22 protein-coding genes and 1 pseudogene are annotated in these 24,417 nt (G+C 71.5%); 13 read left to right on the top strand and 10 right to left on the bottom strand.

Annotated elements, in window-relative coordinates; all coding sequences use genetic code 11:
- Nucleotides 1–326: 326 nt before the first annotated feature.
- The 3 genes from ACIBCM_RS15405 to ACIBCM_RS15415 are packed head-to-tail and all read right to left on the bottom strand — an operon-like array spanning nt 327 to nt 2,106.
- The gene (locus ACIBCM_RS15405) at nt 327–1,607 is read right to left on the bottom strand and encodes a hypothetical protein (RefSeq protein ID WP_399243253.1); all 1,281 of its coding nucleotides are present in this window, start codon (nt 1,605–1,607) and stop codon (nt 327–329) included.
- Nucleotides 1,604–1,828: a DUF1963 domain-containing protein gene (locus ACIBCM_RS15410; protein ID WP_399243255.1), complete on the bottom strand. Its 225-nt coding sequence runs from the start codon at nt 1,826–1,828 to the stop codon at nt 1,604–1,606. Before ACIBCM_RS15410 ends, ACIBCM_RS15405 begins: the two co-directional genes overlap by 4 nt.
- Nucleotides 1,825–2,106: a DUF6461 domain-containing protein gene (locus ACIBCM_RS15415; protein WP_399243257.1), complete on the bottom strand. Its 282-nt coding sequence runs from the start codon at nt 2,104–2,106 to the stop codon at nt 1,825–1,827. The genes ACIBCM_RS15410 and ACIBCM_RS15415 overlap by 4 nt, the downstream gene beginning before the upstream one ends.
- A gap of 356 nt (nt 2,107–2,462) precedes the next feature.
- Between ACIBCM_RS15415 and ACIBCM_RS15420 the strand changes: the two genes are divergently transcribed.
- From ACIBCM_RS15420 to ACIBCM_RS15430, 3 genes are all read left to right on the top strand, one after another.
- The gene (locus tag ACIBCM_RS15420; RefSeq protein ID WP_399243259.1) at nt 2,463–3,290 is read left to right on the top strand and encodes a DUF4253 domain-containing protein; all 828 of its coding nucleotides are present in this window, start codon (nt 2,463–2,465) and stop codon (nt 3,288–3,290) included.
- Nucleotides 3,291–3,439: 149 nt separating this feature from the next.
- The gene (locus ACIBCM_RS15425) at nt 3,440–4,108 is read left to right on the top strand and encodes a hypothetical protein (protein WP_399243261.1); all 669 of its coding nucleotides are present in this window, start codon (nt 3,440–3,442) and stop codon (nt 4,106–4,108) included.
- Nucleotides 4,109–4,261: 153 nt separating this feature from the next.
- Nucleotides 4,262–5,389 (top strand): MerR family DNA-binding transcriptional regulator, encoded by a 1,128-nt coding sequence (locus tag ACIBCM_RS15430; protein WP_399243263.1) that lies wholly within the window; start codon nt 4,262–4,264, stop codon nt 5,387–5,389.
- 735 nt (nt 5,390–6,124) lie between these two features.
- Here the strand turns inward: ACIBCM_RS15430 and ACIBCM_RS15435 are convergent.
- The 3 genes from ACIBCM_RS15435 to ACIBCM_RS15445 all read right to left on the bottom strand — a co-directional run bounded on the left by ACIBCM_RS15435 (nt 6,125) and on the right by ACIBCM_RS15445 (nt 11,449).
- Entirely contained in the window at nt 6,125–7,876 is a 1,752-nt protein-coding gene (locus tag ACIBCM_RS15435) for a GDSL-type esterase/lipase family protein (protein ID WP_399243265.1), read from the bottom strand.
- Between the two features lie 394 nt (nt 7,877–8,270).
- Nucleotides 8,271–10,718, bottom strand: a complete 2,448-nt coding sequence (locus tag ACIBCM_RS15440) for an FtsX-like permease family protein (RefSeq protein WP_399243267.1) — start codon at nt 10,716–10,718, stop codon at nt 8,271–8,273.
- Entirely contained in the window at nt 10,712–11,449 is a 738-nt protein-coding gene (locus ACIBCM_RS15445) for an ABC transporter ATP-binding protein (protein ID WP_399243269.1), read from the bottom strand. Before ACIBCM_RS15445 ends, ACIBCM_RS15440 begins: the two co-directional genes overlap by 7 nt.
- Nucleotides 11,450–11,881: 432 nt before the next feature.
- Between ACIBCM_RS15445 and ACIBCM_RS15450 the strand changes: the two genes are divergently transcribed.
- The 9 genes and pseudogenes from ACIBCM_RS15450 to ACIBCM_RS15490 form a co-directional block, all read left to right on the top strand.
- Nucleotides 11,882–13,216 (top strand): sensor histidine kinase, encoded by a 1,335-nt coding sequence (locus ACIBCM_RS15450; protein ID WP_399243271.1) that lies wholly within the window; start codon nt 11,882–11,884, stop codon nt 13,214–13,216.
- Entirely contained in the window at nt 13,216–13,848 is a 633-nt protein-coding gene (locus ACIBCM_RS15455; protein ID WP_399243273.1) for a response regulator, read from the top strand. The genes ACIBCM_RS15450 and ACIBCM_RS15455 overlap by 1 nt, the downstream gene beginning before the upstream one ends.
- 347 nt (nt 13,849–14,195) lie before the next feature.
- A complete protein-coding gene (locus tag ACIBCM_RS15460) occupies nt 14,196–14,678 on the top strand; it encodes a hypothetical protein (RefSeq protein ID WP_399243275.1) in 483 nt (160 codons plus the stop codon).
- Between the two features lie 522 nt (nt 14,679–15,200).
- On the top strand, nt 15,201–15,953 hold the full coding sequence (locus tag ACIBCM_RS15465; RefSeq protein WP_399243277.1) for a DUF6879 family protein: 753 nt from the start codon (nt 15,201–15,203) through the stop codon (nt 15,951–15,953).
- Nucleotides 15,950–16,792: a helix-turn-helix domain-containing protein gene (locus tag ACIBCM_RS15470; RefSeq protein ID WP_399243279.1), complete on the top strand. Its 843-nt coding sequence runs from the start codon at nt 15,950–15,952 to the stop codon at nt 16,790–16,792. Before ACIBCM_RS15465 ends, ACIBCM_RS15470 begins: the two co-directional genes overlap by 4 nt.
- Before the next feature lie 87 nt (nt 16,793–16,879).
- Complete coding sequence (locus ACIBCM_RS15475) at nt 16,880–17,083, top strand: hypothetical protein (RefSeq protein WP_399243281.1); 204 nt, start codon at nt 16,880–16,882, stop codon at nt 17,081–17,083.
- A 509-nt stretch (nt 17,084–17,592) separates the two neighbouring features.
- On the top strand, nt 17,593–17,739 hold the full coding sequence (locus ACIBCM_RS15480; protein ID WP_190344470.1) for a hypothetical protein: 147 nt from the start codon (nt 17,593–17,595) through the stop codon (nt 17,737–17,739).
- Nucleotides 17,736–18,917, top strand: coding sequence for a methyltransferase domain-containing protein (locus tag ACIBCM_RS15485; protein ID WP_399243284.1), 1,182 nt, complete (start codon nt 17,736–17,738; stop codon nt 18,915–18,917). The genes ACIBCM_RS15480 and ACIBCM_RS15485 overlap by 4 nt, the downstream gene beginning before the upstream one ends.
- Nucleotides 18,918–19,092: 175 nt before the next feature.
- Nucleotides 19,093–19,344 (top strand): annotated as a pseudogene (locus ACIBCM_RS15490) (phospholipase); the annotation flags it as partial.
- Between the two features lie 520 nt (nt 19,345–19,864).
- Here ACIBCM_RS15490 and ACIBCM_RS15495 read toward each other — a convergent pair.
- Together ACIBCM_RS15495 and ACIBCM_RS15500 are read right to left on the bottom strand one after the other, a co-directional pair.
- On the bottom strand, nt 19,865–20,725 hold the full coding sequence (locus ACIBCM_RS15495) for an alpha/beta fold hydrolase (RefSeq protein WP_399243286.1): 861 nt from the start codon (nt 20,723–20,725) through the stop codon (nt 19,865–19,867).
- A 142-nt stretch (nt 20,726–20,867) separates the two neighbouring features.
- The gene (locus tag ACIBCM_RS15500; RefSeq protein WP_399243288.1) at nt 20,868–21,368 is read right to left on the bottom strand and encodes a GNAT family N-acetyltransferase; all 501 of its coding nucleotides are present in this window, start codon (nt 21,366–21,368) and stop codon (nt 20,868–20,870) included.
- 61 nt (nt 21,369–21,429) lie between these two features.
- Here ACIBCM_RS15500 and ACIBCM_RS15505 point away from each other — a divergent pair, with 61 nt between their 5' ends.
- On the top strand, nt 21,430–22,236 hold the full coding sequence (locus ACIBCM_RS15505) for an exodeoxyribonuclease III (protein WP_399243290.1): 807 nt from the start codon (nt 21,430–21,432) through the stop codon (nt 22,234–22,236).
- A 107-nt stretch (nt 22,237–22,343) separates the two neighbouring features.
- On the opposite strand, the gene ACIBCM_RS15510 is transcribed toward ACIBCM_RS15505, so the two are convergent.
- Nucleotides 22,344–23,165, bottom strand: a complete 822-nt coding sequence (locus ACIBCM_RS15510) for an SAM-dependent methyltransferase (protein ID WP_399243291.1) — start codon at nt 23,163–23,165, stop codon at nt 22,344–22,346.
- A 44-nt stretch (nt 23,166–23,209) separates the two neighbouring features.
- Nucleotides 23,210–24,406, bottom strand: a complete 1,197-nt coding sequence (locus ACIBCM_RS15515; RefSeq protein ID WP_399243293.1) for an acyl-CoA dehydrogenase family protein — start codon at nt 24,404–24,406, stop codon at nt 23,210–23,212.
- Nucleotides 24,407–24,417: the final 11 nt, after the last annotated feature.

Raw genomic sequence — 24,417 nt, forward strand, 5'->3', positions numbered from 1 at the left:
CCAACTGGGGAACGATCTCCGACACCCTCCGCAGCCCCAGTCCAGACCGATTCGTGAACACCCCACCGCACGACTGTTCTTGAGTCAGTTCAGGAATGGTGACGAGATCCCGTCTGATCGCAAGATCGGGCGGGATCTCGTCGTTTCGGGCGTCGTTCGATGCCTGTTCGGGGCGTGGATGGCGGCGTATCGGATCCGGCGGGTTGCTCGGCAGGTGCCTGGCCGCCGCCGGGGCACGCGGACCGGCCCCGGTCACCCGGGGCAGGCGATCGTGACGTGTGGCCGTGGCAGTGCTCGATCAGAGGCTGGCTGGCGGATGCCGCCCCCTATCGAGTGGTGCGGGGACGTAGGACCGGTCGCAGCCTTCGAGGGGGCGGAATGGACTCGAAGTCGGCACCGGCGATTCCTGAGGCCACGTCTTCGAGGACGAGGTCCGGAAGGATGGCCTGTCCCAGAGTCCGAGGATCCACGTTCGGGCTGGCTGCCTTCTCTGCAACGCTGGGCAGCCAGGAGGACAGCCGGTTCAGTGCGGATACCAGGCCTTCGTCACTGAGCAGGGCTGCCACGAGCGACATGACATCGGCGCGGGAGCTGCCTGCTGGAGCCGGGAGAGCGGCCAGCCCTGAGAGTGCGTGCTGGTCACGAGTGCCACAGAGCGCCGTGAGCGCGGCGAGAGCGAAACGCGCAGCATCGCTCTCGTCCTCCCAGCGGGACAGCAGCATCGGCAGGTCGCTGCCGATGGCGCGCCGTGTCAGGTATTCGGCTGCAGACTCCTCCCAAACACCCCCGAGTGCGGTGATGCGATCGGCCAGGGAGACCGCGGCTGCCGGCCCCGAAGCAGCAAGCCGCAACAGGTCGCCGAGCAGAACCAACCGGCTGCCGGGCGCGACACTGTCGTCGCAGACCAGCTCAATGATGAACGGAACAGCCTCGACCGTGACGTCGGTGCAGGTGCCTTGGTCTGCCACAGCATCCGCGAGATCACCGAGGAACTCACCCGTCGACCCATAGGGCTTGCCGAACGCGAACTCCTCATCGAGCAGCCATCCCACGGCATCCGGAACGTCCTCCGCGCCGCCGTACATGCGCTCCGCGACCGCCACCACCGCCTGGACCACCGCTGCGGGCTCACCGACCTCACTACACGTCCACGGCGGACCGGCCGGAGGGCGTGCGGGATCCTTGGGCGGAGGGCTCGGAAGTGCGACGTCGGCGTCAGCCTGCTCATGGACGAGACCATCCCGCACGAAGACTCCTTCGAGAGTGGCAGCATGCCCCTCGCTGTACCCCTGCTGAAAACCGCCGTGAGCACGGGCCACATGGGCCACCCGAATCCGTTCACTCCGAAGGAACGGCTCGAGAACCATCCGTTCGTACCCGCTGTAGACGGCCAGCGAGAAGACCTGCCACCACCCCTCCAGCTCCGGGTCCATCGACGGCCGGCTGTACCAGAAGCTCGACGGAACGAAGCAGAAGTGATCGTGGACGCGCACCGCCGTCAGGCGGTGCCCCATCCCGGACAGCTCGGCCGAGGCGGCGCGGGCAGCGCTCTCACTCGGCAGGCTCAGCGTGTACTGGACTCCCCAAGAGGGAGGTGCCGTGGTCATCGGCTGCACCGCCAGGTGGATATCGCCCGCTCGAAGCGCCGCTCGGCCGGATCCTCCGGGCGGATCGGCCAGTACAGGGCTCCGGCATCGCCCCACGTCATGTCCGCTGCCTCCTCGCTGTCGAACGGGGCGAGCAGCACCCAGTTGCCCGCCTCAGCGGGCAGCCGCGGATCGGGCCAGGACACCTCGCCGCCCAGGACCGCCTCCGCGATCTCGCTCACCGAACCTGCACCGTGACACAGGTGAGCGTGGAGTCCCGTGGCGAGGCAGGTGTGCTGGCGATGTCGGTCAGATGCTCCGCCAGAGCGAACGCCGTCGGCGAGGACAGGTCTGTCTCTGGAGCCGCCTCGCCGAAGTGGAAGCCGATCCGCCGCATGATGTCGGGGAGTTCGTCCAGCACGGTACCCCACCGGTCCTTCGGGAACAGGGGGTCGAAGCAGCACCACAGGACCTGGTCCTCTGCCCAGAGGAACGCGCCGACGCCCGTTGACGTTGACAAAGCGGGAGGCCCAGTTCGCCCCGGCGGAGGCCGACGGTACTCGTTCTTCGGAGACCCCGAGGCAGCCGTTGGGCTCAGATGCCGCCGCGAGGTCGGGAAAGTCGTGCTCGAACCACGCGTGGTCCCCTCAGGTCTTCGTCATGCGGTCCATCGTCGCCCCTGCGTCTGACAATGAGGGCGGCCGGCTGCCCGCAGGGTGGGAAACGACGTTCCGTCCGGTGCAGAGCGACGACCCGCGAATCCGGGGTCGAGCCTGTCGGCGCCGTGCCCGTCCTCTGGAATGACGACGAAGCGCTCGACTCCCGCCGCCGCTGATCAGACGAACCTTGTCAGAGCATCCGGCTAGGGTGCCCGCCATGAAGACGGGACAGCTGACCGACTTGCTCTCCGGTCCTGTTGAGGGACTCCTTCCGCCTGGTCGGATGGTCACCTCCGACGAAGGCGACGGAGACGTACAGCCTCTGTGGTTCAGCGACAGGACGGTCACGGCCGGGCTCTGGACACGGATGCACGCCGAACACGCGCGCTCCGGCCTGTGGCCGCTGCTGCTCGACTCGCTGGATCCGAACGACGACGAATTCCGTCCGTGGGCGTCCGGGGAGATCTTTCCCGAGCGGATGTCCTCACCGGCGAGCCACGACCCCGCCGTCCTCCTCGCACAGTGGTGGGCCGACCATACAGCCGTCGACGAAGAGGACGACATGCTCGACGCCGACGAGCGCCTCGCCGTCACGGCCCCCTTCGGACAGACCTGGCCCGGTCTCGCGCCCAGCAGGCAGACGGCGACGGACCCCGACCATCTGGTCGCCGAGTTCGCGCAGGCTTTCCTCGCCGACCGCCCACAGACGCGTCTGGGGCTGGTCGTCGCAGCGTCCGGCGCCGAGGCGCTGACGGCCGCGGGCTGGAACGGACCTTGCAACTACGACAACGCCACCGGGAAGTTCTCCGCGGTCGTCCGTGACTGGGAGCACCGGTTCGCCGCCCGTGTCGTCGCGGTCGGCTTTGCCACGCTGCACCTCAGCGTCGCAGCTCCACCGACGACTGAAGAGGACGCCCTCCTGGTCGCGGCCGAGCACTTCGCCTTCTGCCCCGACAACATCTGGCAAGGCAGAAGTCCCTACACGCTGACCGCATACGCAGAGCGGCTCACCGGTGTCCACAACTGGGACTTCTGGTGGGACTGACCCGAGCACGGCGTTCGGCGAACGGACACGTGACGTGGTGAGGCTCGATCGGAATCCGTTGGGAATCCCGGGCGCCAACACGCCTGAGCAGCTTGGACGTTCACAGGGTTCTGGTTGCGCGAGGGCCGCAGGGCCGGTTGACTGCCGCCATGCCACAGAGTGAGCAGGACGGCGCGCATCTGCTCGCTGAGCTGGACGCGACGCCGCTGGCCGAGCTGCGGCGGCGCGCCGCGATCGTCACGGCGCTGTCGGGTGGTCCCGCGTCCTTCTCGCGGAAGGCCGTCTCCTACCGGGTGGACGGTGCGACGCGGTTCTCGTGGAACGACAGCGGTGGTCAGTCCGTCCGGTGGTACTTCACCGACGACGGCCGGGCACTGCTGCTCGCGTTCGAGCACGAGGGCGAACTGAACGTCCCCGGCCCGGTCGACGACTTCGCGCTCCAGCGGACCTACTACCGGGGCGTCCCCGAGGACCTGCTGCGGTACGCCGGGGATCGCACCCCGGCGTACGAGAACCTCACCCTGACCGACCCCGAGACGGGGGCGACGCTCCTGACGGCGACCGGGGTGTGTTGGTACGACGGTGCTCGCTGGCATATCGCCGAGGGACTGCTGGAGTACTGCGAGGACGAGGGCATCGACCTCGACTACGAGGCGGGGCTCGATATGAGCCCGTACGTTCTCGACCGGGAGTTCACCCCGGAGTCCTATCTCGACCACTACTACCACCGCGACGGGCACAACCTGACGGTCGGTGAGCGTGCTGCCCTGCTCGACAGCATCCGTCCCGCCTTCGCCCAGTACCCGGCGTCCGGATGATGAACCCGCCGTGCCGGGGTTGTCGCATGGTGGCCCGACCCGCTCCACACGGTCGCCCCTGACGCCCGTCGCGGCAGCATCATCCACAGTTCGGCGACCGTCCGCGCGGAACCGGGAGTAGAAGCGCTTGACCCTCACGTGGCGTGATGCCGCATGGTCGGGGGTGTGGAAGAGCAACTGACCGTGGGGCGCGTGGCCGAGCTGGCCGGGGTGAGTGTTCGGGCGCTGCACCACTACGACGAGATAGGCCTCGTGCGGCCGTCCGCACGGACCGCGGCCGGGTACCGGGCCTATGCGGCGGGGGACGTGGAGCGGCTGCGGGAGGTGCTCGCCTACCGGCGGCTGGGGTTCGGACTGCGGGAGATCGCGGAGCTGGTCGACGACCCGGCCACCGACGCGGTCGCGCGTCTGCGCCGGATGCGCGGTCTGCTGCTGGAGCAGCGCGACCGTACCGCTGCCATGGTGACGGCGATCGACGGGGAACTGGAGGCACGGGCGATGGGGATCAGGACGACCCCGGAGGAACAGCTGAAGGTGTTCGGCGCGCGGTTGTACGACGCCATCGGGGCCGACTACCCGGCGACTCGGCGCACTGAGCCGCGGATCGCGGCGAGGGTCTGGGATGCGCTCGGGGACGCACGGACGGTACTGAACGTCGGGGCCGGCACCGGCTCCTACGAGCCGCCGGACCGGGAGGTGACCGCGGTGGAACCGTCGGCGGTCATGCGGGCGCAGCGTCCCAGGGGTGCGGCGCGGTGCGTGGCCGCCTCCGCGGAGAGCCTGCCGTTCGCGGACCTGTCCTTCGACGCGGCGATGGCCTTCAGCACCGTTCACCACTGGCGGGACCCGATCGCCGGGCTGCGCGAGATGCGGCGCGTGGCCCGGAGAGTGGTGGTGTTCACGCACGACGCCGGCGACGCAGGATGGCGTCACCGGTTCTGGCTCACCCGCGACTATCTGCCCGAGGTCGCAGGACTCGTCGCCGACCGGCCCCCGGTGGACCGGCTGGCCCGCGCGATCGGGGCCCGTATGGAGCCGGTGCTCATTCCCTGGGACTGTGCCGACGGCTTTTTTGAGGCCTACTGGCGCAGGCCCGAGGCGTACCTGGACGAACAGGTGCGCCGCGCCGTGTCGGTATGGACCAGGGTCGGGCCGGAGGCCGAGCGGCGGGCGGTGGAAGGGCTCCGCGAGGACCTCTCCTCAGGCCGGTGGGCCGAGCGCAACCGCGATCTCGTCGATCTCGACGCGGCAGAGCTGGGTCTGCGCCTGCTCGTGGCCTGAACCGTCGGAGTCGGGAGACGTCGCCGCGGAACGGTGGGCTTCCAAGGCCGCCTTGGAAGACCACCGGTGTGTGCCCGGCGACCGGCCGGTCGGCAGCGGTCAACCACGGGAGACAGGAGAACCTGGAGTGCCAGGAGTGCCTGGAGAGCCGACACGGTTGGGGAGTCCGTTGCCGCGGTCGAGCCGGGCGGCCAGGGCGCTGTGCGGCAGTCGTGACGGTCCTGTTGCCGGAACTGTGGGCCGGGTCACAGCCGTAGGGATGCCGTCCTGGTGAACTCACCCGATGGCGATCCTGCTCCTTCTGTTTGTTCCGGCCGGGTTTGTCGTTGCCTTCGCCCTCCTCGGCTACGGCTTCGGCGAACTCGGCCGGTTCTTCTTCCGGCGGACCGGATACCAGGTGTTGTTCCGGGGGCTCGCGGCCCTCCTGGGTGCCGTCGCGGTCGCCGTGTACACCTGGGGCCTGCTGCATGTGTCGAGTTCGGTCCTCTCGGCGGAGGACGGCGGTACCGACTCGGTGCCGATTCCCTCCTGCCGTACGCCGGGGTGGCAGGAGCGGACGGAGGCCGACGCGATCGTCGACTACTCGGTGGACTATGTGCCGCTCCGGTTCGTCTGCGAGACGAACGACGGCGGGAGTTACGCCACCGGCTCCGTTCCCGGCTATGTCAATCCGACCGTGCTGGTCCTCGCGCTGGCCGCCGCCGTATGCGTCGGCGCCACAACCGTCGGACCGGACTACCCGGCCGACGACGACCCGGAGAGTGACGATCCGGAGGGCAGTGAGCCGGAGGGTGATGATTCGAAGGGCGGTGATCCGGCGGGCGGTGGTTGGGAGAGCGGTGGGCCGGAGGGGCATGAGACCGCGGTCGGGGCGCCGGAGGGCGATGACCCGGCCGGGGACGAGGGGGAAGGCGAGGACCCGGCAGGCAAGGACCCGGGTGCGTGATGTGTCGCACCCGGCCCTGCCGGCCGTACGGCGAGCACCGGCCTTGGGACGGAACCCGGCAACCGACGTGAGCCGGTGGGCTGTTCACGGCGTACGGAGACGGCCGCGACCGTCTGTGTCCCTGCCCGGCGCGCGGACAACCGGCCGGCGGCCCCGCGCTGTCGGTGTCGGTGCCGGGAGATCGTGTACGAGGGTACGAGGGTACGAGGGTCGCCCGGACGGCGATGTTCGGGGCGGCGCTCAGTCGGTGAGGGATTCCTCCAGGTGCGGGCGGACCGCCCGGGCCATGGCGTCCATGCCGGCGTCGTTGGGGTGGAGCCGGTCGCCGAGTCGTAGGCGGGCAGCAGGCTGTCGGGGTCGGCGGGGTCGCGCAGGGCGCGGTCGAGGTCGGCGACCTCGTCGTACGCGCCGCTGTTTCTGATCCAGTCGTTGACCTCGGTCCGCACCTGGTTCTTGGCCTCGGAGTAGTAGCCGTATCCGGCTCCCTTGAACGGTGTGATGGTCGCGCCGACCACCTCGACCCCGCGGGCGTGCGCCATGCGGATCAGGGCCTTGTGCCCGTCGATGAGCTGTCGCGCGGTGACGGTGGGGGCGAGGCCGCAGCCGAAGTCCGGGTTGCCGCCGGCGCCGATGTCGTTGATGCCGATCAGGACGACGGCCGAGCGGACGCCCGGACGGTCGAGTGCGTCGTGGCGGAAGCGGTCGACCCCCTTCTCACCGAAGCAGACCGAGTCCGACAGCAGGCGGTTGCCGCCGATCCCGGAATTGACCACGGACAGCCGTGATCTGCCTGCGGCCAGGCGTTCCGCGAGCTGGTCCGGGTAGCGGTTGTCGGCGCCCGGCGTGGAGAAGGCGCCGTCGGTGATGGAGTCCCCGAAGGCGACGACCGCGCCGTCCGTGCGGGGCCCGGTGACCTCCACGCCGGAGACGGCGTAGAAGGACTGGCTGGTCGCGCTCTGGAAGGCCTGCCCGGAGGGGTCCCTGGTCCGGTCGCCCTCGGCCCGGTACGTGGTCGTCAGGGCGCTGGAGTGGAAGGACACCGGGCCGGTGGTCCCGGCGAAATGGAGGGTGATCGTCAGCTTCTCAAGGGACCGTACGGGGAGGGTGACCGCGTCCGAGACGAGGTCCTTCCCGGGCGCGACGGTCACCCCGCGCGCGGAATCGAAACGCAGGGTCCGCACGCTGTGGGGCCGTACCGCGGCCCCGTCGGCCGCCCGGGCGACGGTGGCTCGGGTGACGACGAGCGGCTGCTCGCCGTAGCGGTTCGACACCCGCACCCGCACCTGGGAGCCGCCCGCGCTGATCCGGACGACCTGCCGGACGCTCTGATCGGAGAACCCTTCGAGGGACCAGTTGTGCGGCCATCCCGCCGGTGCCGAGGGCTGCTGGTGCGCGGCTCCCCAGGTGCCGGTCCAGCCACCCGGGTGCCCCCGTTCCGGTGTGGGTTTCGCGGCCGTCGCGGGGGCCGTGGTGAGGGCGAGTGCCGTGGTGGTGACCGCCGCGAGGGTCATGGCGGAGACGTGCCGGAGCTTCATACGCATGTGTCCGTGCCTTTCCTGTGGGCCCAACGAACCTGAATCGTATGGGTGTTCGATAACATTGTTCCGGCATCGTACGGTCCCCGACCCGGGCGTGTCTCCGTAATGGACCGGTCGGCCGGGCGGATATGTGACGTTTCCGAGTCGTGGAGGCGCCCGGGAGTTCGGCGGGTGTCCCCTCGTGAACTCTCCGCGGCGCGGCCGTCCGCCTGCCCGCACCCCACCGGACCCGCACCCGCACCCCACCGCTCCCGCACCCCACCGCATCTGACGCCGCGGGCCACCGGCAGGCACACCTTTCGGGCCACAGCACCGGGCGGCCCGGGGCCGGTCCCGGCTCACCGGAGGAGGGGCCGGCGTTCTCGCACCGGTCCCCCCTTCTCCCGGCCGCGGGCCGTCACTCCCGCACCCCGGCCAGTTCCACCGGCCGGATCCTCAGGGAGAGCCCCGCCGGAACCACCGCGCAGACCACCGCGATCACCCCGCAGGCGCCGACCGCCGCGCCCAGCGTCTCCCACGGCACCACGACGGGCGACCCTGCGCCGAGAACGCCCAGCGCCGCCCACAGGCCCGCCAGATTCAGCCCGGCGACGACCGTCCCCAGCACCCCTCCGACGACGACCACCATCGCCGCCTCCGCCGCGACCAGCCGCAGCACCTGGGCACCTGTGGCACCCGCGAGCCGCAGCACCGCCAGCTCGCGTACCCGGTCCGAGGCCGCCATCACCAGCGTGTTCGCGAGCGCGATACCCGTATAGAGCAGGGCGATCCCCAGGACCACCAGATAGCCGACGCGCGTCTGTCGGCTGGTCTCGGGGTAGGACGCCGCGATCCACGCCTCCCGCGACCGCACCGACGCCCCCAGCGGGTCCGCCGCCTCCCGCAGGCCCTCGGCCACGGCCGCCCGGTCCGCGCCCGCCGCCAGCGTCACATCGACCCGGTCGACCGGGGCGCCCGCCGCGTTGCGCGGGGTGATGTACACGCCGTTGCCGCCGGTGCCCGTCCGCATCACCGCCGCGATCGTCAGCGACGCCCTGGTGCCGTCGCCCAGCCACACATCCACCGTGTCGCCGACCGTATGACGCTCCCACTCGTCGTTGACGATGATGGAGCGGTCGTCGAGGCCGGCCGCCGTCCCCGCCGCCAGCGGGAGGTCGAAGGCGGCGCCGAGGCCCGCCGGTTCCACGGCGCGCGCGTCGGAACGGATCAGCGCGACCCCCTCCTCCAGGACGAACACCGCGGACTCGGCCGACGGCGTCACCCGCGCGCCCGGGATCTGCCGCATCCGCTCCACAGCGGCGCGGTCGAAGCCGCCGGGCCCCGCCCCCGTGACCACGAAGTCGGCCGCCGTCCGCTCGCGCACCTCGGTCGCCTTCGCCTCGTTCAGCGTCGCCGTCGCCCCCAGCAGGGAGCCCGCGAGCGCCACCATGACGAGCACCGGCGCGGCGACGGCCGCGGTGCGCCGTACCCCCGCGGCGGCGTTCTCCCGCACCAGCATGCCCCCGGCGCCCGGCAGCTGGGCGGGCAGCCAGGCCAGCAGCCGTGTCAACGGCCGCACCAGCACCGGCGCGAGCAGCGCGAACGCCGTGATCAGCAGCATCGGACGGCTGGTGTACGTCTTGCGGTGCAGCAGCTCACCCGGCTGGGACATCAGCGCGAACACCAGCGTCCCGATCCCGGCGACCAACAGCCCGCCGCCGAACAGCCAGCGGCCCCAAGTCATCGTGCGGGTGTCGACCGACGCGTCCCGCAGCGCCTCCGCCGGACCGACCCGGCCCGCGCGCCAGGACGCGGCGACCACACCCGCGAGCGCCACCAGCAGCCCCGTCCAGAAGGCCAGATGGTACGGCCAGGTGTCGTCGCCGATCGTGAACCAGGGCGGCGCGACCTCGTTGTCCACCAGGTACGCGGCCAGCCGGGGCGCGCCCCACGCGCCGAGCGCGCAGCCCGCCGCGGACGCCAGTACACCGATCAGCAGCGCCTCCGCGGTCACCATGCGGCGGATCTGCCCGGGGGTGGCGCCCGCCGTGCGCAGCAGCCCGAACTCACGGCGGCGCTGCGCCACGGCGAACGCGAACGTCGACGCGACCACGAACACCGATACGAAGCCGGTCATCCCGGCCGCCGTGCCCAGCATCGCGTTCACGGCGACGAGCGCCTGACCGTCCCGGTCGGGGTCGGCGTCGGCGAACCGCCGGTCCTCGCCCGTCAGCACCCGCAGCCCGCCGACGGCCGCCCGTACCTCCCCGGCCGGTCCCTCGACCGCCAGCTGGTCGATCCGCGGCGAGAGCGAGGCGGCCTGCCGGTCGGTGTAGAACACCGCGTCCTCGAAGCCGAGATCGCGCGCGGTGCCGACGACGGTGAACTTCCCCCGTGCCGTACGGACCGACTGGCCGGGCTTCGCCCAGTCACCGGTCACCACCACCTCGCCCGGAGCCCTCGGGGCGCGCCCGGAGGAGAGTTCGTACGGGGCGAACGCGGCCGTCGACCACGGGTGGCCGACGAGTTCGCGGGGCCCGCCCTCGGCACGCACGGGGAAGGACCGGTCCTCGACCGTACGCCCGGCCGCCGCGGCCTTCGCGGCCTGCTCGGGGGTGACCGCCTTCGGGGCGGCCAGCGGCTTCACCCGCTCGCCGACCGGCGTCGGCACCCGCAGGGTGTCGGGCGGCCGCAGCACCGCCGAGGCCCGGGCGAACCGCTCCGGCCCGTGCTCGGGGGCGTCGAGGCTGGACGCCAGCGCCAGGCCCGTCGTCGCGATCAGACCCACCCCGAGCGCGAGGGCGACAAAGCCGCCGACGAAGGTGATCCAGCGGGTGCGCAGGGTCTGAAGGGCCACACTCAGCACGGCACGGCCTCCAGCTCGGTCATCCGGGTGGCCACGGACTCGGGCGTCGGTCCCACCAGTTCGCCGTTGACCCGGCCGTCGACCAGGAACACCACACGGTCCGCGCAGGACGCGGCCACCGGGTCATGGGTGACCATGACGAGCGTCCGGCCCTCGGTGTCGGCCATGGTCCGCAGCATCGTCAGCACCTCACGGCTCGTCCCGGTGTCCAGGGCGCCCGTCGGCTCGTCGCCGAACAGCACCTCGGGCCGGGTGATCAGGGCCCGCGCGAGGGCGACCCGCTGCTGCTGGCCGCCGGACAGCTCCGCCGGCCGGTGCCGCGCCCGGTCGCCGAGGCCCACCCGGTCCAGGACCTCCCGCACCCGGGCGCGCGAGGGCCTGCGCCCGGCCAGCCGCAGCGGCAGCGCCACATTCTGTTCGGCGGTCAGCGAGGGCAGCAGATTGAACGACTGGAACACAAAGCCGATCCGGTCCCGCCGCAGCAGCGTCAGCCGGGTCTGGCTCAGCTCCGTCAGCTCGGTGTCCCCGACCGTGACCGATCCCGACGTGGGCCGGTCCAGCCCGGCCGCGCACTGGAGCAGGGTCGACTTGCCGGAGCCGGAAGGGCCCATCACCGCCGTGAACGTGCCCCGGGGAAAGCCCAGGGTCACCCGGTCGAGGGCGGTGACGGTGGCGTCCCCCGATCCGTGGATACGGCTCACGGAGCGCAACTGAATCGCGTTGTTGGTCATGCCTCTACTCAATCGCCGGCGGTACGCCCGCACAGCCGGGCAGGACGGAGTCCTGGGGGTGGGGCAGGGCATACCCGGCACGGTCGCCTCAGCCCGTCCCGGCCCCTTCGGCACTGGTCGGCAGCACCCCGTGGCACTGCCCGGGGGACCCCTCCGGCACGGGCCCGCGGGCCCTCCCGGCATCGCTCGGCGGGCCCGCTCCAGTTCCTCGCCGGGCCCGTCGGCTCCCTGGTGAGCGCCAGGCGCACCAACGCCGACGCGCACCAACGCCGACGCGTGCCGGCGGTGGCGCGGCTGCCCCGGGCCCCGGCGCACCGCGGCCGGCCCGAGGCGTGGCGGCCGGCCCGAGGCCCCGGGGTGGGGCAGGGCATACCCCGGATGTTCGGGCTGGTCGGATGGGCCCGCCCCCGGCCCGCCTTCTACGGTGATGCCATGCGCTCTCGTCATGTGTGGCAGGCACTCTCCGGGCCCGGGTATCTGCGCTCGTCCTGGCCCTGGCGCTCCGCCGCGTATCTCGCCGGCGGGGCGCTGACCGGCGCGGTCGTGCTCGTGGCGCTCGTGGTGCTGACGGCACTCGCCGGAGCGCTGGCCGTGGTTCTGGTGGGTCTTCCGCTGCTCCTGCTGCTGGGGCTGTGCGGGCTGCCGGTGGCGCGGCTGGAGCGGCGCAGACTGGCCCTGGTCGACGCCGGTCCCGCGCGCGATCCGCACCACGAGCCCGCCGAGCCCGGCCTCTGGCCCTGGATCAGGACCCGCTACCGCGAGCAGGCGACCTGGCGCGAGCTGGGCTACACCGTCCTGCTCGCCGTGGTGCTCTGGCCGCTGGACGCGCTCGCGGTGGGGCTCGCCCTGTCCGTACCGCTCGCGCTGGTCGCCGTACCGTTCCTGATGGCGACGGTGGGGGACGGCCGGGAGGCGTCCGTGCTCAAGGCGTGGACGATCACCTCCTGGCCTCTGGCGTTCGGTGTCGCCGTGCTCGGGGTGATCCTGCTGGGGATCGCGCTCTATCTGCTCGGGCTGTTCGCGGGCGCCCGGGCCGGGCTGACCCGGCTGCTGATCGCGCCGGAGGACCCCGACGGCGACCTCGGCAGCAGAGTCGCCGAGCTGACCAGCTCCCGGGTGCGGCTGGTGGACGCGTTCGAGGCGGAACGCCGCAGAATCGAGCGCGATCTCCACGACGGCGCCCAGCAGCGCCTGGTCGCCCTGACGATGACCCTGGGCCTGGCCCGGCTGGACGCCCCGCCGGGCCCGCTCGCGGACCAGCTCACCAAGGCCCACGAGGAGGCGGGCCGGGCCCTCGCGGAGCTGCGGGAGCTGATCCACGGCATCCACCCCAAGGTGCTCGCGGACTACGGGCTCCCGGCGGCCGTCGCGGACGCCGCCGACCGTTCCGCCGTTCCGGTGGACGTCGGTCTGGACCTCGCGGGCCGGCTTCCGGAGGCCGTCGAGGCGGCGGCGTACTTCGTCGTCTGCGAGGCCCTGGCGAACGTGGCCAGACACAGCGGCGCGACCCGAGCCGAGGTGACGGGCCATCACCGCGACGGACGGCTGCGCCTGGAGATCCGTGACGACGGCCGCGGGGGCGCGACCCCGCAGGGCGCGGGCACCGGACTGACCGGCCTCGCGGACCGGGTGTCCGTCCTGGATGGCAGACTCTCCCTGTCCAGCCCGACCGGCGGACCGACCCTGTTGTCCGTGGAGATTCCTTGCGAGTGGACCGAACGCCCCCGGCCGACCGTACGCCCCGCGCGGACCGAGCGCTCCGGGTAGTGCTGGCCGAGGACAGCGTGCTGCTCAGGGAGGGGCTGGTCGGTCTGCTCACCCGCTGCGGCCACGAGGTCGTCGCGGCCGTGGGCGACGCGGAGGCACTGCTCGCCGCCGTGTCGGAGCACGAGCCGGACATCGTGGTGACGGACGTCCGGATGCCCCCGGACTTCCAGGACGAGGGCCTGCACGCGGCGGTACGGATCCGGGAGCGGCGTCCCGGCCTCCCCGTGCTGGTGCTCAGCCAGTACGTCCAGCGGTCGTACGCGGCGGAGCTGCTGGACTCCGGCGACGGCTCGGGCGTCGGCTATCTCCTCAAGGACCGGGTGGGCCAGATCGAGGAGTTCGTCGACGCGCTCCGGGACGTCGCGGACGGCGGCACGGTCGTCGATCCGGAGGTGGTCCGGCAGCTCCTGCGCCGCCGCCGCGATCCGCTGGAGCGGCTGACGGCCCGTGAGCGGGAGGTTCTCGGACTGGTCGCGCAGGGCAGGTCGAACGCGGCGATCGCCAGGGACCTGGTGGTCTCCGATGCGGCGGTGGGCAAACACATCGGCAACATCCTGGCGAAGCTCGATCTGCCCCCGGCGGACGACTCACACCGCAGGGTGCTCGCGGTGCTGGCGTTCCTGCGCGCGTAGTCGACGGCCCCGGGCAGCCGGCCCGCGGGCTGTGCGGTGTGCGGTGTGCCGGGCCGTCAGGCGGGGGCTGTCCGTTCGGCGCCTGCTCGGGCGGCCCCGGCCGCGGGGGCCGACGTCAACGACAACGCGGACCGCTGCGAGCATGGCGCCCTGAAGGACGTATCCGTCGATCTCGTTGCGGATGCCCACCGGAAGTCGTTCCCACCACTCGTCCCGGGCCTCTTTTCCCATCATGCGATCTCACCTGCCCCCATCTGCTTCGTGCGTTTCGATGACACGAACCTCGTCTTCGCACGTCGTCCCACACCCTCTGGTCCCACCGACCAGAGGCTCCGTACGATCTGGCCATGCCCGCTCACAAACGCGTGACCAGGTCGTCGTTCCACGACCTCATGCCGCTCTCTGTTCCTCGCCCGATGTCCGTCCTGCCGACCCGAAACTGGACGGATGACCAGTGGGAGCGCATAGAACTCGGTTACCAATCGGCCGACATGGATGAAAAGTGGGATGTCTTCACAGAAGACGACGTGGTCTTCCTGCATCGCAGTTGGACCGGCTACGAGATCTTCGAAGCAGCATTCGTTCCCGCTGAGAGCGGAGGGTGGACGATCGCCGGCGCCATGGTCGAATCCGACCCGGAGCGCTACGGCGGCACCTCGGACATACGGGCCGCTCTGACGCTGGAGCTTGTGCTCAGCGCAATCGTGCTGGGTGAGGACGCTACCGAGCTACGAACTCGGCTGGTGGAACTGGCCACCCCGTCCTCCAGCCACGATGCACTTCCTGGAGTCGTACTGCACCGCATCCTCGGCTTGCGCTCGGGAACCTGAACCGTTCGGATTCCCGGGGCCGCGCAATTACTTCGAAGCGACGCCGTCAACCACATCGTCTGGCCACGGCGGTGATCAGTGTCCAACCGTCCACCGACCGGAGCGTCCACACCCTTGAGACCTCTGATCAGCCGGCCGTTCATCGCCGAATCGAGGTTGCTCTGGATGATCCGGACCTGGGGGAGCCCCCCCCAGATCAAGCCGAGACGGATCGAAGAGTGACAGCAGCTCGGTATCTGTACGGGTTCCAAGGTCTGCGCGACGGCGCGGCGCATACCGGATACGCTTCTGGCCTGCGGATACGGGCTCCCGCAGAGGGCGTAGCGCCTTTGCGAGCCAGCCTGACCCGCTGTTTCGGCTCTCTGCTCGTCACCGGCAACCTGACCCCTTGCCCCTCGGCATGTGCCTGGAAGTAGGGGCCTGTTCGCGTCTGCCCCGAGAATCATTGCGAATCAAGCAGGACAGGGAGGACGTGCCCGCCCCATCCTGGTCGGGACCTGTCCGCTGGTGGGGGGAACGGCAATGGCACGGCGACTCCGGTTCATCGGTACCAACTCCGGCAACGACGGATGCCCGACCCTGTACGAGGACCTGGACACCGGGGAGGTTCTGGTCCAGGGCGACGTCGTGACCGACCCCCACGACGTGGCGCAGCTCCGGAACGTCAAGGATGGGGAGGGGTTCGTGGTCGTCCCGCGCGTGCTCCTGGCCGATTTCGCTCCGAGGGACATCGAGAGGACGCCCGTGCTGATCGGCTTCGAGGAGTTCGCCGGGATGTTCCGGACCTTCGCGCACACGGCCTGGCGTCTGGAGACCCGGCGTCGCTACCAGTCCGACGAGGAGACCGAGACCTACCAGCGGTTCGTCCGGGGCGAGGACGCCGGCTGGGACCTGAACGACCCCTGGTGCGTATCCCGGCGTGAACAGTCCGCCCTGGGCAAGCGGTTCGAGCGGGTGCGGATCGCCGACAATCCGCCCACGCCCGGTCAGCGCTACCTCCTCGACAACGCCCGGCGCAACTGCGCGGTCGGCGAGGACATCCGCAACCTGTGGCGCTCCGAGGCCGAAGCGCTCCAACTCCCCGACGAGGACTTCTGGCTCTTCGATTCCCGGGTCATCGCCCGCCTCCACTTCGATGACGACGATCTGATGACCGGCGTCGAGCTGGTCACGGATCCCGTGGAAGTGGCCCGTGCGTGCCAGGTCCGGGACGCCGCGTGGCACCACGCCGTCCCGTACGAGACCTTCGCGCAGCAGGTGCCGTCCGACGAGTGAGCACCGACTTCCAACAAGCACGGGTCGCCCTCGGTGCGCGGCTGCGCGAGCTGCGCACCGATCGGCGGCTCACCGGCCGCCAGTTGGCGGTCCTGCTCGGCTGGACCCAGTCCAAGATCAGCAAGCTGGAGACCGGCCGTCAGACCGCCACGACGGACGACCTGCTGGCGTGGGCGGACGCCACTGGACATCCGGAGGCGGCGGAGGAGCTGATCACCCGGCTCCGGAGCCTTGAGTCCCGGTCCCGCGCGTGGCGCAGACAGCTCGCCGCGGGCCACAAGCCGGTCCAGGACACGCTGACGGCCGAGTACGAACGCACGAGGACGTTCCACGTCTGGCAGGGCTCCACGGTCGTCGGCATGCTCCAGACCGCCGAGTACGCCCGCCACGTCTTCACCCGCTATGTCGACCTCCACCAGTCCGTCCGGGACATCGAGGAAGCCGTACGGGCCCGCGTGAAGCGCCAGGAGATGCTCTACGAGCCGGGGCGCACGTTCCACATCGTGATGTGGGAGGCCGCGCTCCACGCCCTCGTGTGCCCTCCTTCCGTGCTGGCCGCCCAGCTCGACCGCCTGGCGGGCGTCCTCGGGCTGGACACCGTTTCGCTGGGCATCGTCCCGTTCGGCGCCTCCCTGAAGATTCCGCCGGCCAACGGCTTCTGGCTGTACGACGACCGCCTGGTGATCGCGGAGGACTGGCACGCGGAACTCTGGCTGGACGACGCGGACAGCGTGGGCGTGTACCGGAGGGTCTGGCAGGCACTCTCCGGCTCCGCGGTCTACGGGGCGGACGCCCACCGCGTGATCGCCCGCGCCCGGCGGGCTCTCGACACCGCCTGAGAATCCACCGGAAGATCACGCACCAGCCCGAGAATCCCGGCGAATCAGCCCCCACAGGGCCTGGGACCCGGCCCTAGCGTCCCTCCCATGGACAGCTCGCACGAACTGGAGACAGTGACCCCGAGCACGGTCGTGGAGTCGCTGCGCGAATCCCTGATGGCCGCTGGAATCGTTCTCCCCTCCCTGAGAATCGACCCGGCACCGCCCGGCCCGGGGCTGGTGAGGCTGGGCAGTGTCCGCCCCGACGTCGCCATGAAGCCGGCACACGTTGTGAAGCGGGGGCACGCATGACCACTCGCGACCGCCGCGAAGGGCGTACGGAGCCCGGCTGGGTCCGGTTCGAGGGACCGGACCTGAGTCCCGGCAACGCCTTGAAGTGGCGTCCGTGCGAGTGCGGCCGACCGGTCTGCCCCGACTACCGCCCGGCCACTGGCAGCACCCGGCGGCTGAACACCAAGGTGGCCGAAGTGAACCGGCGGAGTCAGGGGACGGCGCGGTGAGCGACCCGCCGGAGCCTCCCCCGAGTCCTGGGACGACGTAGCGGCCCAACTCCACGACCTCCAGGAGCGCGGCGAATGGGCCGCCCGGCTCTCCCACCACCTGACTCCGGGAAGTCCCCTTCCGGAGTTCCTTGCAGAGGCCGGAGAACGGCAGATGCAGGCCCAGCCGGAGCGCACCTCCAGTGCTCTCACCCCCGGGGTCCGACTGACCCCACCCGCACACTCCGCCCCGGTTACCGATCCTCAGACCAGCCAGGGCGGCCCACAGCACCACTCACCCTCACGAGAAGGAGCACGTTCATGGGCGGACAGCACGGCGGAGGCACTGGCTCGGGTCAGGGCGGAAGCCAGCAGGACGACGGCCAGTCGGGCGCCGGTCACGGCGGAGGCGGCTCGGAGGGCCAGGACTCCGGTCACAGCGACACGAAGGGCAGCGGCACCAAGTGACCGAACGCGCCACGACGGAGGCCGGCCCCCAGCGGTTGGCCTCCCGGCTCATGGACACCGGGGCCCTGACCTCCGACTGGCTCCCCGCCTACCAAGCCGTGCTCCGGGAGTCGTTCGTCCCGGACGTGATCTGGCCCGGAGTCGGCCCGGCCGACGGCGGACCGGTGGCGGCCGTCGACCGTCGGACCGACCCGGAGGCGTGGTTGCGCGCGGTCTACTCGGACACCTCCCTGACGACCCAGTGGGACGACGGCAACCACACCGGACCCGAGCGGGGGAACATCCCGACATGCAGCAACTCCCAGCCCGCCATGGTGGTCTCCATGCTGGCGGCCCTGGACGTCCAGCCTGGAGTCAAGGTCCTGGAAGTAGGCACGGGAACCGGCTGGAACGCGGCTCTGCTGTCCGAACGGGTCGGCTCGGAGAACGTGACCACCATCGAGTTCGACCCGGAGAACGCATCCGCAGCCCGAGCCCGCCTGGATGCCACCGGCTACAACCCGGTGACCGTCGTCGGGGACGGCTCACAGGGCTGGCCGGGGCGTGCCCCGTACGACCGTGTGCTGATCACGGCCTCCCTCCGGGAGATCCCGGTGGAACTCCTCCGGCAGACCCGGCCCGGCGGGATCATCGTCTCCCCGTACGCCACGGAGTACGGCGGGGAGGCCGTGATCCGGCTGACCGTCCAGGAGGACGGGAGCGCGTTCGGCCCGTTCGTCGGCTCCTCCGCCTTCATGCGGCTCCGGCAGCACCGCGCCTACCGCACGCACGTGAAGACCTACCTGGGCGGGAAGCCGTGGCCGGCCGATGGCCGCCGGACGACCACTTCCCTGTCCCCGGAGGACGTGGCCGACTGGCTCCCCATGTTCGCCATCGGACTCCGGACACAGGGGATGTTCCCCTACCCGGAGAAGCTCGACGGCGGGCGCTACACGCTCTGGCTCCGGGATACCCAGGTCACTTCCTGGGCGTCAATCGACTTCGTACCCGGCGCGGAGGAGTTCGAGGTCTACCAATCCGGCCCGCGGGAGCTGTGGAGCGAACTCGGAGCGGCACACGCCTGGTGGAACGACCAGCGCCGCCCCGGGTTCGAGCGGTTCGGCCTCACCGTGAGCCCTGACGGGACCTCCCGTGCCTGGCTCGACTCCCCGGAGCACCCGGTCCCGGCCGTCGGGTAAGCGGCTGGCCCACCCGCCCGGGACCGTCTCCTCACGGTCCCGGGCGGCGCCGGGCGGCTACTCCGCCCCCCTGCCCAGCTTGCGCAGCGCGTCGTCCGTCAGCCGGTTCACGGTCCACTCGTCCATTGACACCGCTCCGACCGATCGACAGAAGTCGATGGCAGACACATTCCAGTCGAGGACCGACCACTGCACCGGCTCTCCCGACAATCCCTTCGGCTTCCCCATCAGGAACTCCTGCGTCCGCCACGACTTCGCCTACCGCAACTACAAGGCCGCGGGCACCTACGACGCCAACAAGGCCCGGGTGGACTCCGCCTTCCACGCGGACATGAAGCGCGTCTGCGCCCGCTACAACGCCGTCAAGAAGGCCTCCTGCTCGGCCACGGCGTGGACGTACTACCAGGCCGTCGTGCGTCTGGGCTGAACCTCCGCCGTGCCACGGCGGCCCCCAGGTCCGGGCCTTCAGGCGCGGGCGACCGCGTACGGGCGCGGGCCGCGCCCGTCGGGAGGGGGTCTGTCGGGGGCCTGTCAGGGCGGGGCGGACCGTGCACTCCCGTCTCGACTGTGACACAGGTCACTCGATTCCCCGGGGGGAACCCTCCCCTCCTCCCCGTGGATATGGGAGCGTACTGCCCGTTGTTACTCGCAGGTATCCCCTGCGGGGAACAGCCGCCGGTCCGCCGTGCCATGGGGCCGGGAGTCCTTCCGCCTGCCCCGGACCGGCGGGTCCACCTACCGCCCGCACCAGCCGTATCCGCAGTGATCACCGCAGTCCCGCCCGGCCCGCCGCACCCGAAGCGGCGGCCGGGCATCAGCCCAGGGCGTGGTCCGACGCCCTGTTCCCGCTCGTCCGGGCAGCCCCCGACGCCCGTACGAGCACCGGAGTCCCTGCCGGTTCCCCCGCCGGCAGGGGCTCCGGCCACCGCTGTGGAGCGGCCGGCCCGCTACGGACCGGCCGGCGCGGCGCGCAAGAGATACGCCTCCACGGTCCGGGTGAAGAGATCCGGGTCGTCGAGCCACGGGAAGTGCCCCGCCCCCGGCTGAACGGCCGCCTCGGCGTGGGGGAACAGGTCCGCCACGGCGGCGGCGACCCGGGGGAGGGGCCCGCCGTCCAGCTCACCCGCCAGCACCAGCACCCGGGCGTCCAGCTCGGCCACGGCCGCGCGGGCCGTGGCGGGGTCGAAGGCGCCGGTGGACGCGTACCTCTCCGCCGCCTCCTCGTTCGTCTGCCGGACATCGGCCGCCGCGTGCGCCCGGGCCGCCGCGTCCCAGCGGCCGTAGAAGAAGGGGAGGACGGCGTCCCAGTCGGCGTCGGTCGGGGACCCGGCCCATACGGCCTCGTACGCCCGGTACGCCTGCGCGAACCACGGCTCGCCCGCTCGCAGGGCCGCGGCCTCCCGCCGGTGCTCCTCCGTGAAACCGATGCCCAGGGCCCGTGCCCGGGCCGCGACCAGGGTGAGCGTGCGGACGCGCCGGGGGTGCCGGGCCGCGTGGAGCAGCGCGAGATCCCCGCCCGCCGAGTGGGCCAGCACATCGACCCGCTCCAGCCCGAGGTACTCCCGTACCGCCTCGACGTCGCCGACCTGCCGGTCGCACCGGTACGTCGCCGGATCCCCGGGGACCCCGGAGGAGCCCGTGCCCCTCAGATCGAGCAGGACCAGTCGCCGCCGCCGCGAGAGACCGCCGAGATCACCGAGGTACGCGGACGCGCGCATGGGCCCGCCGGGCAGACAGAGCAGCGGCTCGCCCTCTCCCGCGATGTGGAGGGCGAGCCGGGTCCCGTCGGGTGCGACGACAGAAGGCATGGCGCCATCCTTGATGACACCGAGCCGCCCGGGCAAGCACGTTGTCCCGCGCCGGAGCCCGCCGTACGCGGACGGGGGACCGCGTCCGGCCCGGTACTCCGGGACCGCGTCCGGCGCGGTGCTCCGGGACCGCGCCTGTCCGTCAGGTCAGCGGCTTGATGAAGCAGCGGCTCCCCGGGTGCTCGCGGTAGTGGCCGAACTTCACCGGCGACGGCATGTATCCGCTGGACACGTACAGCGTGATCGCCTCCGGCTGCCGGTCGCCCGTCTCCAGCACCATCCGGGACCGGCCCACCGCCCGCGCGTCCGCTTCGAGCGCGGCGAGGACACGGCGGGCGAGCCCGAGGCCGCGCGCCTGTGGGACGACGTACATGCGCTTGAGTTCGGCGTCGCCGTCCTCGTACCCCTCGCCGTTGCGGCGCTGCGAGCGCCAGCCGCCCGAGGCGACGGGACGGTCGCGGTCGTCGTACACGATCAGATACAGCCCCCGCGGCGGTACGAACATCGAAGCGCTGAGCGGGGTCGCGTCCCCCTCGGCCTCGCCGTCGTCACCGGGGCCGTAGCGCACGACGTACTCCTGCATGACCTCGTCGTTGAGCTTCACGGCATCGGGGTGGTCGAACGGGACCGTACGTACATCCATGGGGACAAGCGTACGGATTCCCCCCGAATGGCCGAGGGGCGCCCGGGGATAGGCTGCCCTGATGCTCACCGTGACCTCCGTGAACGTGAACGGCCTGCGGGCCGCCGCCAAGAAGGGCTTCGTCGAGTGGCTGGCCGCCACCGACGCCGATGTGGTCTGCCTCCAGGAGGTGCGGGCCGAGCCGGAGCAGCTGCCCGAGGCGGTACGGCGGCCCGCCGGCTGGCACACGGCGCACGCCCCCGCCGGGGCGAAGGGCCGCGCGGGGGTCTCGCTGTACACCCGCCGCGAGCCGGACGAGGTACGCGTCGGCTTCGGCTCGGACGAGTTCGACGGCAGCGGGCGGTATATCGAGGCGGATCTGCCGGGGCTCACGGTCGCCTCGCTCTATCTGCCCTCGGGCGAGGCGGACACGCCGAAGCAGGACGAGAAGTACCGGTTCATGGACGCGTTCCTGCCGTATCTGCGCGAACTCCGGGCCCGGTCCGCGGCCGCCGGCCGTGAGGTCCTGGTCTGCGGCGACTGGAACATCGCCCACCGGGAGTCGGACCTGCGGAACTGGCGCGGCAACCGGAAGAACTCCGGCTTCCTGCCCGAGGAGCGCGCATGGCTCTCCGAGGTGTTCGAGGAGTACGCGGACGTGGTCCGCGCCCTCCACCCGGACCAGGAGGGCCCGTACACCTGGTGGTCCTACCGGGGGCGCGCCTTCGACAACGACACCGGCTGGCGTATCGACCTGGCCGTCGCCTCACCGGGGCTCGCCGGACGGGCCGTGAAGGCGTACGTCGAACGGGCGGCGACCCACGAGGAGCGCTGGAGCGACCACGCCCCGGTGACGGTCGTCTTCGGGGACCGTTCGCCGGGCCGGTAGACGATACGGGCGGGGACCCGGAGCCTCGGGACCCGGGCCCGGGTCCGGGCCGTGACGGACTTGTGGGCCCTCGCCGGAGCCGGGGTGGTGGTCCCCGGGACGGGTGGTCATGTGGTGAGGCCGATGCCGCCGTAGGTGTGGATGCGTTCGGCGGGGATTGCCGTGATGTCGGGATCGGGCTGGTGCCATTGGTGGACCGGGACCAGGCCGGGCTGTGTGAGGTCGAGTCCGTCGAAGAAGGCCTTGATCCGGGCCCGTGGGCGGGTGCGGGCGACGATCTTCTGACCGGCGAGGAGTTCTTCGGCCTGTCGCATGATCTCGGGGGCGAAGTCGTCGGTGACATGGCTGAGGATCATGCAGCTTCCGGGCGGCAGTGCGCGCGTCAGGGTGTGGACGGCGGTGTGGGGATCGTCTGCGTCAGGGAGGAAGTGGACGACGGCGACGAGGAGGACGCAGACGGGCTGTGTGAAGTCGAGGTGGTGGCGGCCTGCGGCGAGGATGGTGTCGGGGTCGCGGAGGTCGGCCTCGGTCACCGCGGTGAAGCCGTCGCCGTCGCTGTGCAGGAGGGCGTCGGCATGGGCGCGGACAAGGGGGTCGTTGTCCACGTACAGCACGCGCGAGGTGTCCGGGTGGACGGTTTCCACGATGTCGTGCGTGTTGGGTCCGGATTCGGCCGGATATCCGCATCCGATGTCGAGGAACTGGTGGATGCCGAGTTCCCCGGCGGCGTGACGGACCGCCCGGTTGTGGAACGCGCGGTTGTGTACGGCGATGGCTTCCGGGTCGAGGCCGAGGGCGGAGATCCGGGCGGCGATGTCCAGGTCGGCCTGGTAGGCGTCCTTGCCGCCCTGGTACGCGGCGTAGAGGCGGGCGGCGGAGCTTCCCTCACGGCGGGGGATCGGGGGCCGGGGTTCGAGGGTCTGAGGCATGGTGCGTCCTGACGGAGTTGAGGGGTGAGGCGTTGCGTTGCTGGTCAGGCGGCGGGTGCGATGCCCCGGTGGGGTGTGGCGAATGTGGCGGACCAGTCGGGCCGGCGGGGGCCGAGGACGTGTTCGGCCAGGCGGTGAAGCTGAATGTCGCTGGTCCCGGCGGGAGGGACGAGACAGGGGGCGTCTCGGTAGTAGCGCGCGACCGGCAGACGCAGGCCCGCGGCGCCGTGGACATCGAGGGCGAGGCGGGTGGTGTCGATCGCAGAGGTGACGGCGGTGAGCTTGGCGTGGATCAGGTTCATGTCGCACGCCTCGCCCAGGTCCAGGCGGCGGACGGCGTGATACGCGGCCAGCCGGGCGGTGCGGGCGATCGCCTCCATACGGGCGACCTTGGAGCGCACACCGGGCAGGTCGGCGAGCGGTTTGCCGTACCGCCGACGCTCGCGGGCGAACACAGTGGTGTCGTGGAGGGCGGCGTCGATCGTGCCGAGGGCGACGGCGGTGAGGTTGGGGCGGCCGTAGAGGATGCTGGAGGAGTACGCGTACGTCAGCCCGCCGCCGATGCCGCCGAGGATGTTCGCCGCCGGTACGCGGACTCGGTCGAGGTGGAGTTCGCCCATGCTGAATCCGCGCAGCCCCATCGCCGGCCGATGCTCGGGGAGCGTCAGCCCGGGGCGGTCGTGTTCTACCAGGAACGCGGTCAGCCCGTTCGGGCCGTCACCGGTCCGGGCCACCACGGTGTGCACGTGGCCGACGTGCGAGTTTCCGATGTGGACCTTGCGGCCGGTGATCTCCCACCACTTCTTGCTGACCCGCCGGGCGGTGGAGCGCATGCCGAGGACGTGTCCGCCGGACTCCTCCTCGGTCACGGCGATCGTCGGCAGGACGGTGCCGTTTGCGACGGCGGGGAGCCACTCGGCCTTCTGCTCGGCGGTGCCGAGATAGATCAGCCCCGCCGCCCCCAGCATGGACGCCTGCGCGATCGCCCCCGCCGCCGCGCTCGATTTCGACAGCTCGTGGATGACGACCGTCTTCGCGACCTGCCCGGCGTCCATGCCCCCGTAGCCGGAGGGGATGGTGACACCGATCCACCCCTGAACGGCGATCAGGCGGGCGAGATCGTGGTCCACGGCACCGCTCTCGTCCATCGCCTCGGCCCGGGGCACCACCTCGGCCTCGGTGAACTCGCGCACCTGCTCACGTAAATGATGGTGGTCTTCGGTCAGGAACCCGGTCGTCATCTCGTTCCCCT

This window comes from Streptomyces sp. NPDC051018 (assembly GCF_044456085.1).
In the GTDB taxonomy this organism is placed as follows: Bacteria; Actinomycetota; Actinomycetes; order Streptomycetales; family Streptomycetaceae; genus Streptomyces.

Excerpts from the sequence above, each read along its gene's own strand:
- ACIBCM_RS15420 (WP_399243259.1), top strand. The coding sequence starts at position 2,463 with ATGAAGACGGGACAGCTGACCGACTTGCTCTCCGGTCCTGTTGAGGGA.
- ACIBCM_RS15460 (WP_399243275.1), top strand. The coding sequence starts at position 14,196 with ATGCCCGCTCACAAACGCGTGACCAGGTCGTCGTTCCACGACCTCATG.
- ACIBCM_RS15500 (WP_399243288.1), bottom strand. The coding sequence starts at position 21,368 with ATGGATGTACGTACGGTCCCGTTCGACCACCCCGATGCCGTGAAGCTC.
- ACIBCM_RS15435 (WP_399243265.1), bottom strand. The coding sequence starts at position 7,876 with ATGCGTATGAAGCTCCGGCACGTCTCCGCCATGACCCTCGCGGCGGTC.
- ACIBCM_RS15405 (WP_399243253.1), bottom strand. The coding sequence starts at position 1,607 with ATGACCACGGCACCTCCCTCTTGGGGAGTCCAGTACACGCTGAGCCTG.
- ACIBCM_RS15465 (WP_399243277.1), top strand. The coding sequence starts at position 15,201 with ATGGCACGGCGACTCCGGTTCATCGGTACCAACTCCGGCAACGACGGA.
- ACIBCM_RS15430 (WP_399243263.1), top strand. The coding sequence starts at position 4,262 with ATGGTCGGGGGTGTGGAAGAGCAACTGACCGTGGGGCGCGTGGCCGAG.
- ACIBCM_RS15450 (WP_399243271.1), top strand. The coding sequence starts at position 11,882 with ATGCGCTCTCGTCATGTGTGGCAGGCACTCTCCGGGCCCGGGTATCTG.
- ACIBCM_RS15475 (WP_399243281.1), top strand. The coding sequence starts at position 16,880 with ATGGACAGCTCGCACGAACTGGAGACAGTGACCCCGAGCACGGTCGTG.
- ACIBCM_RS15425 (WP_399243261.1), top strand. The coding sequence starts at position 3,440 with ATGCCACAGAGTGAGCAGGACGGCGCGCATCTGCTCGCTGAGCTGGAC.
- ACIBCM_RS15495 (WP_399243286.1), bottom strand. The coding sequence starts at position 20,725 with ATGCCTTCTGTCGTCGCACCCGACGGGACCCGGCTCGCCCTCCACATC.
- ACIBCM_RS15515 (WP_399243293.1), bottom strand. The coding sequence starts at position 24,406 with ATGACGACCGGGTTCCTGACCGAAGACCACCATCATTTACGTGAGCAG.
- ACIBCM_RS15510 (WP_399243291.1), bottom strand. The coding sequence starts at position 23,165 with ATGCCTCAGACCCTCGAACCCCGGCCCCCGATCCCCCGCCGTGAGGGA.
- ACIBCM_RS15480 (WP_190344470.1), top strand. The coding sequence starts at position 17,593 with ATGGGCGGACAGCACGGCGGAGGCACTGGCTCGGGTCAGGGCGGAAGC.
- ACIBCM_RS15445 (WP_399243269.1), bottom strand. The coding sequence starts at position 11,449 with ATGACCAACAACGCGATTCAGTTGCGCTCCGTGAGCCGTATCCACGGA.
- ACIBCM_RS15505 (WP_399243290.1), top strand. The coding sequence starts at position 21,430 with ATGCTCACCGTGACCTCCGTGAACGTGAACGGCCTGCGGGCCGCCGCC.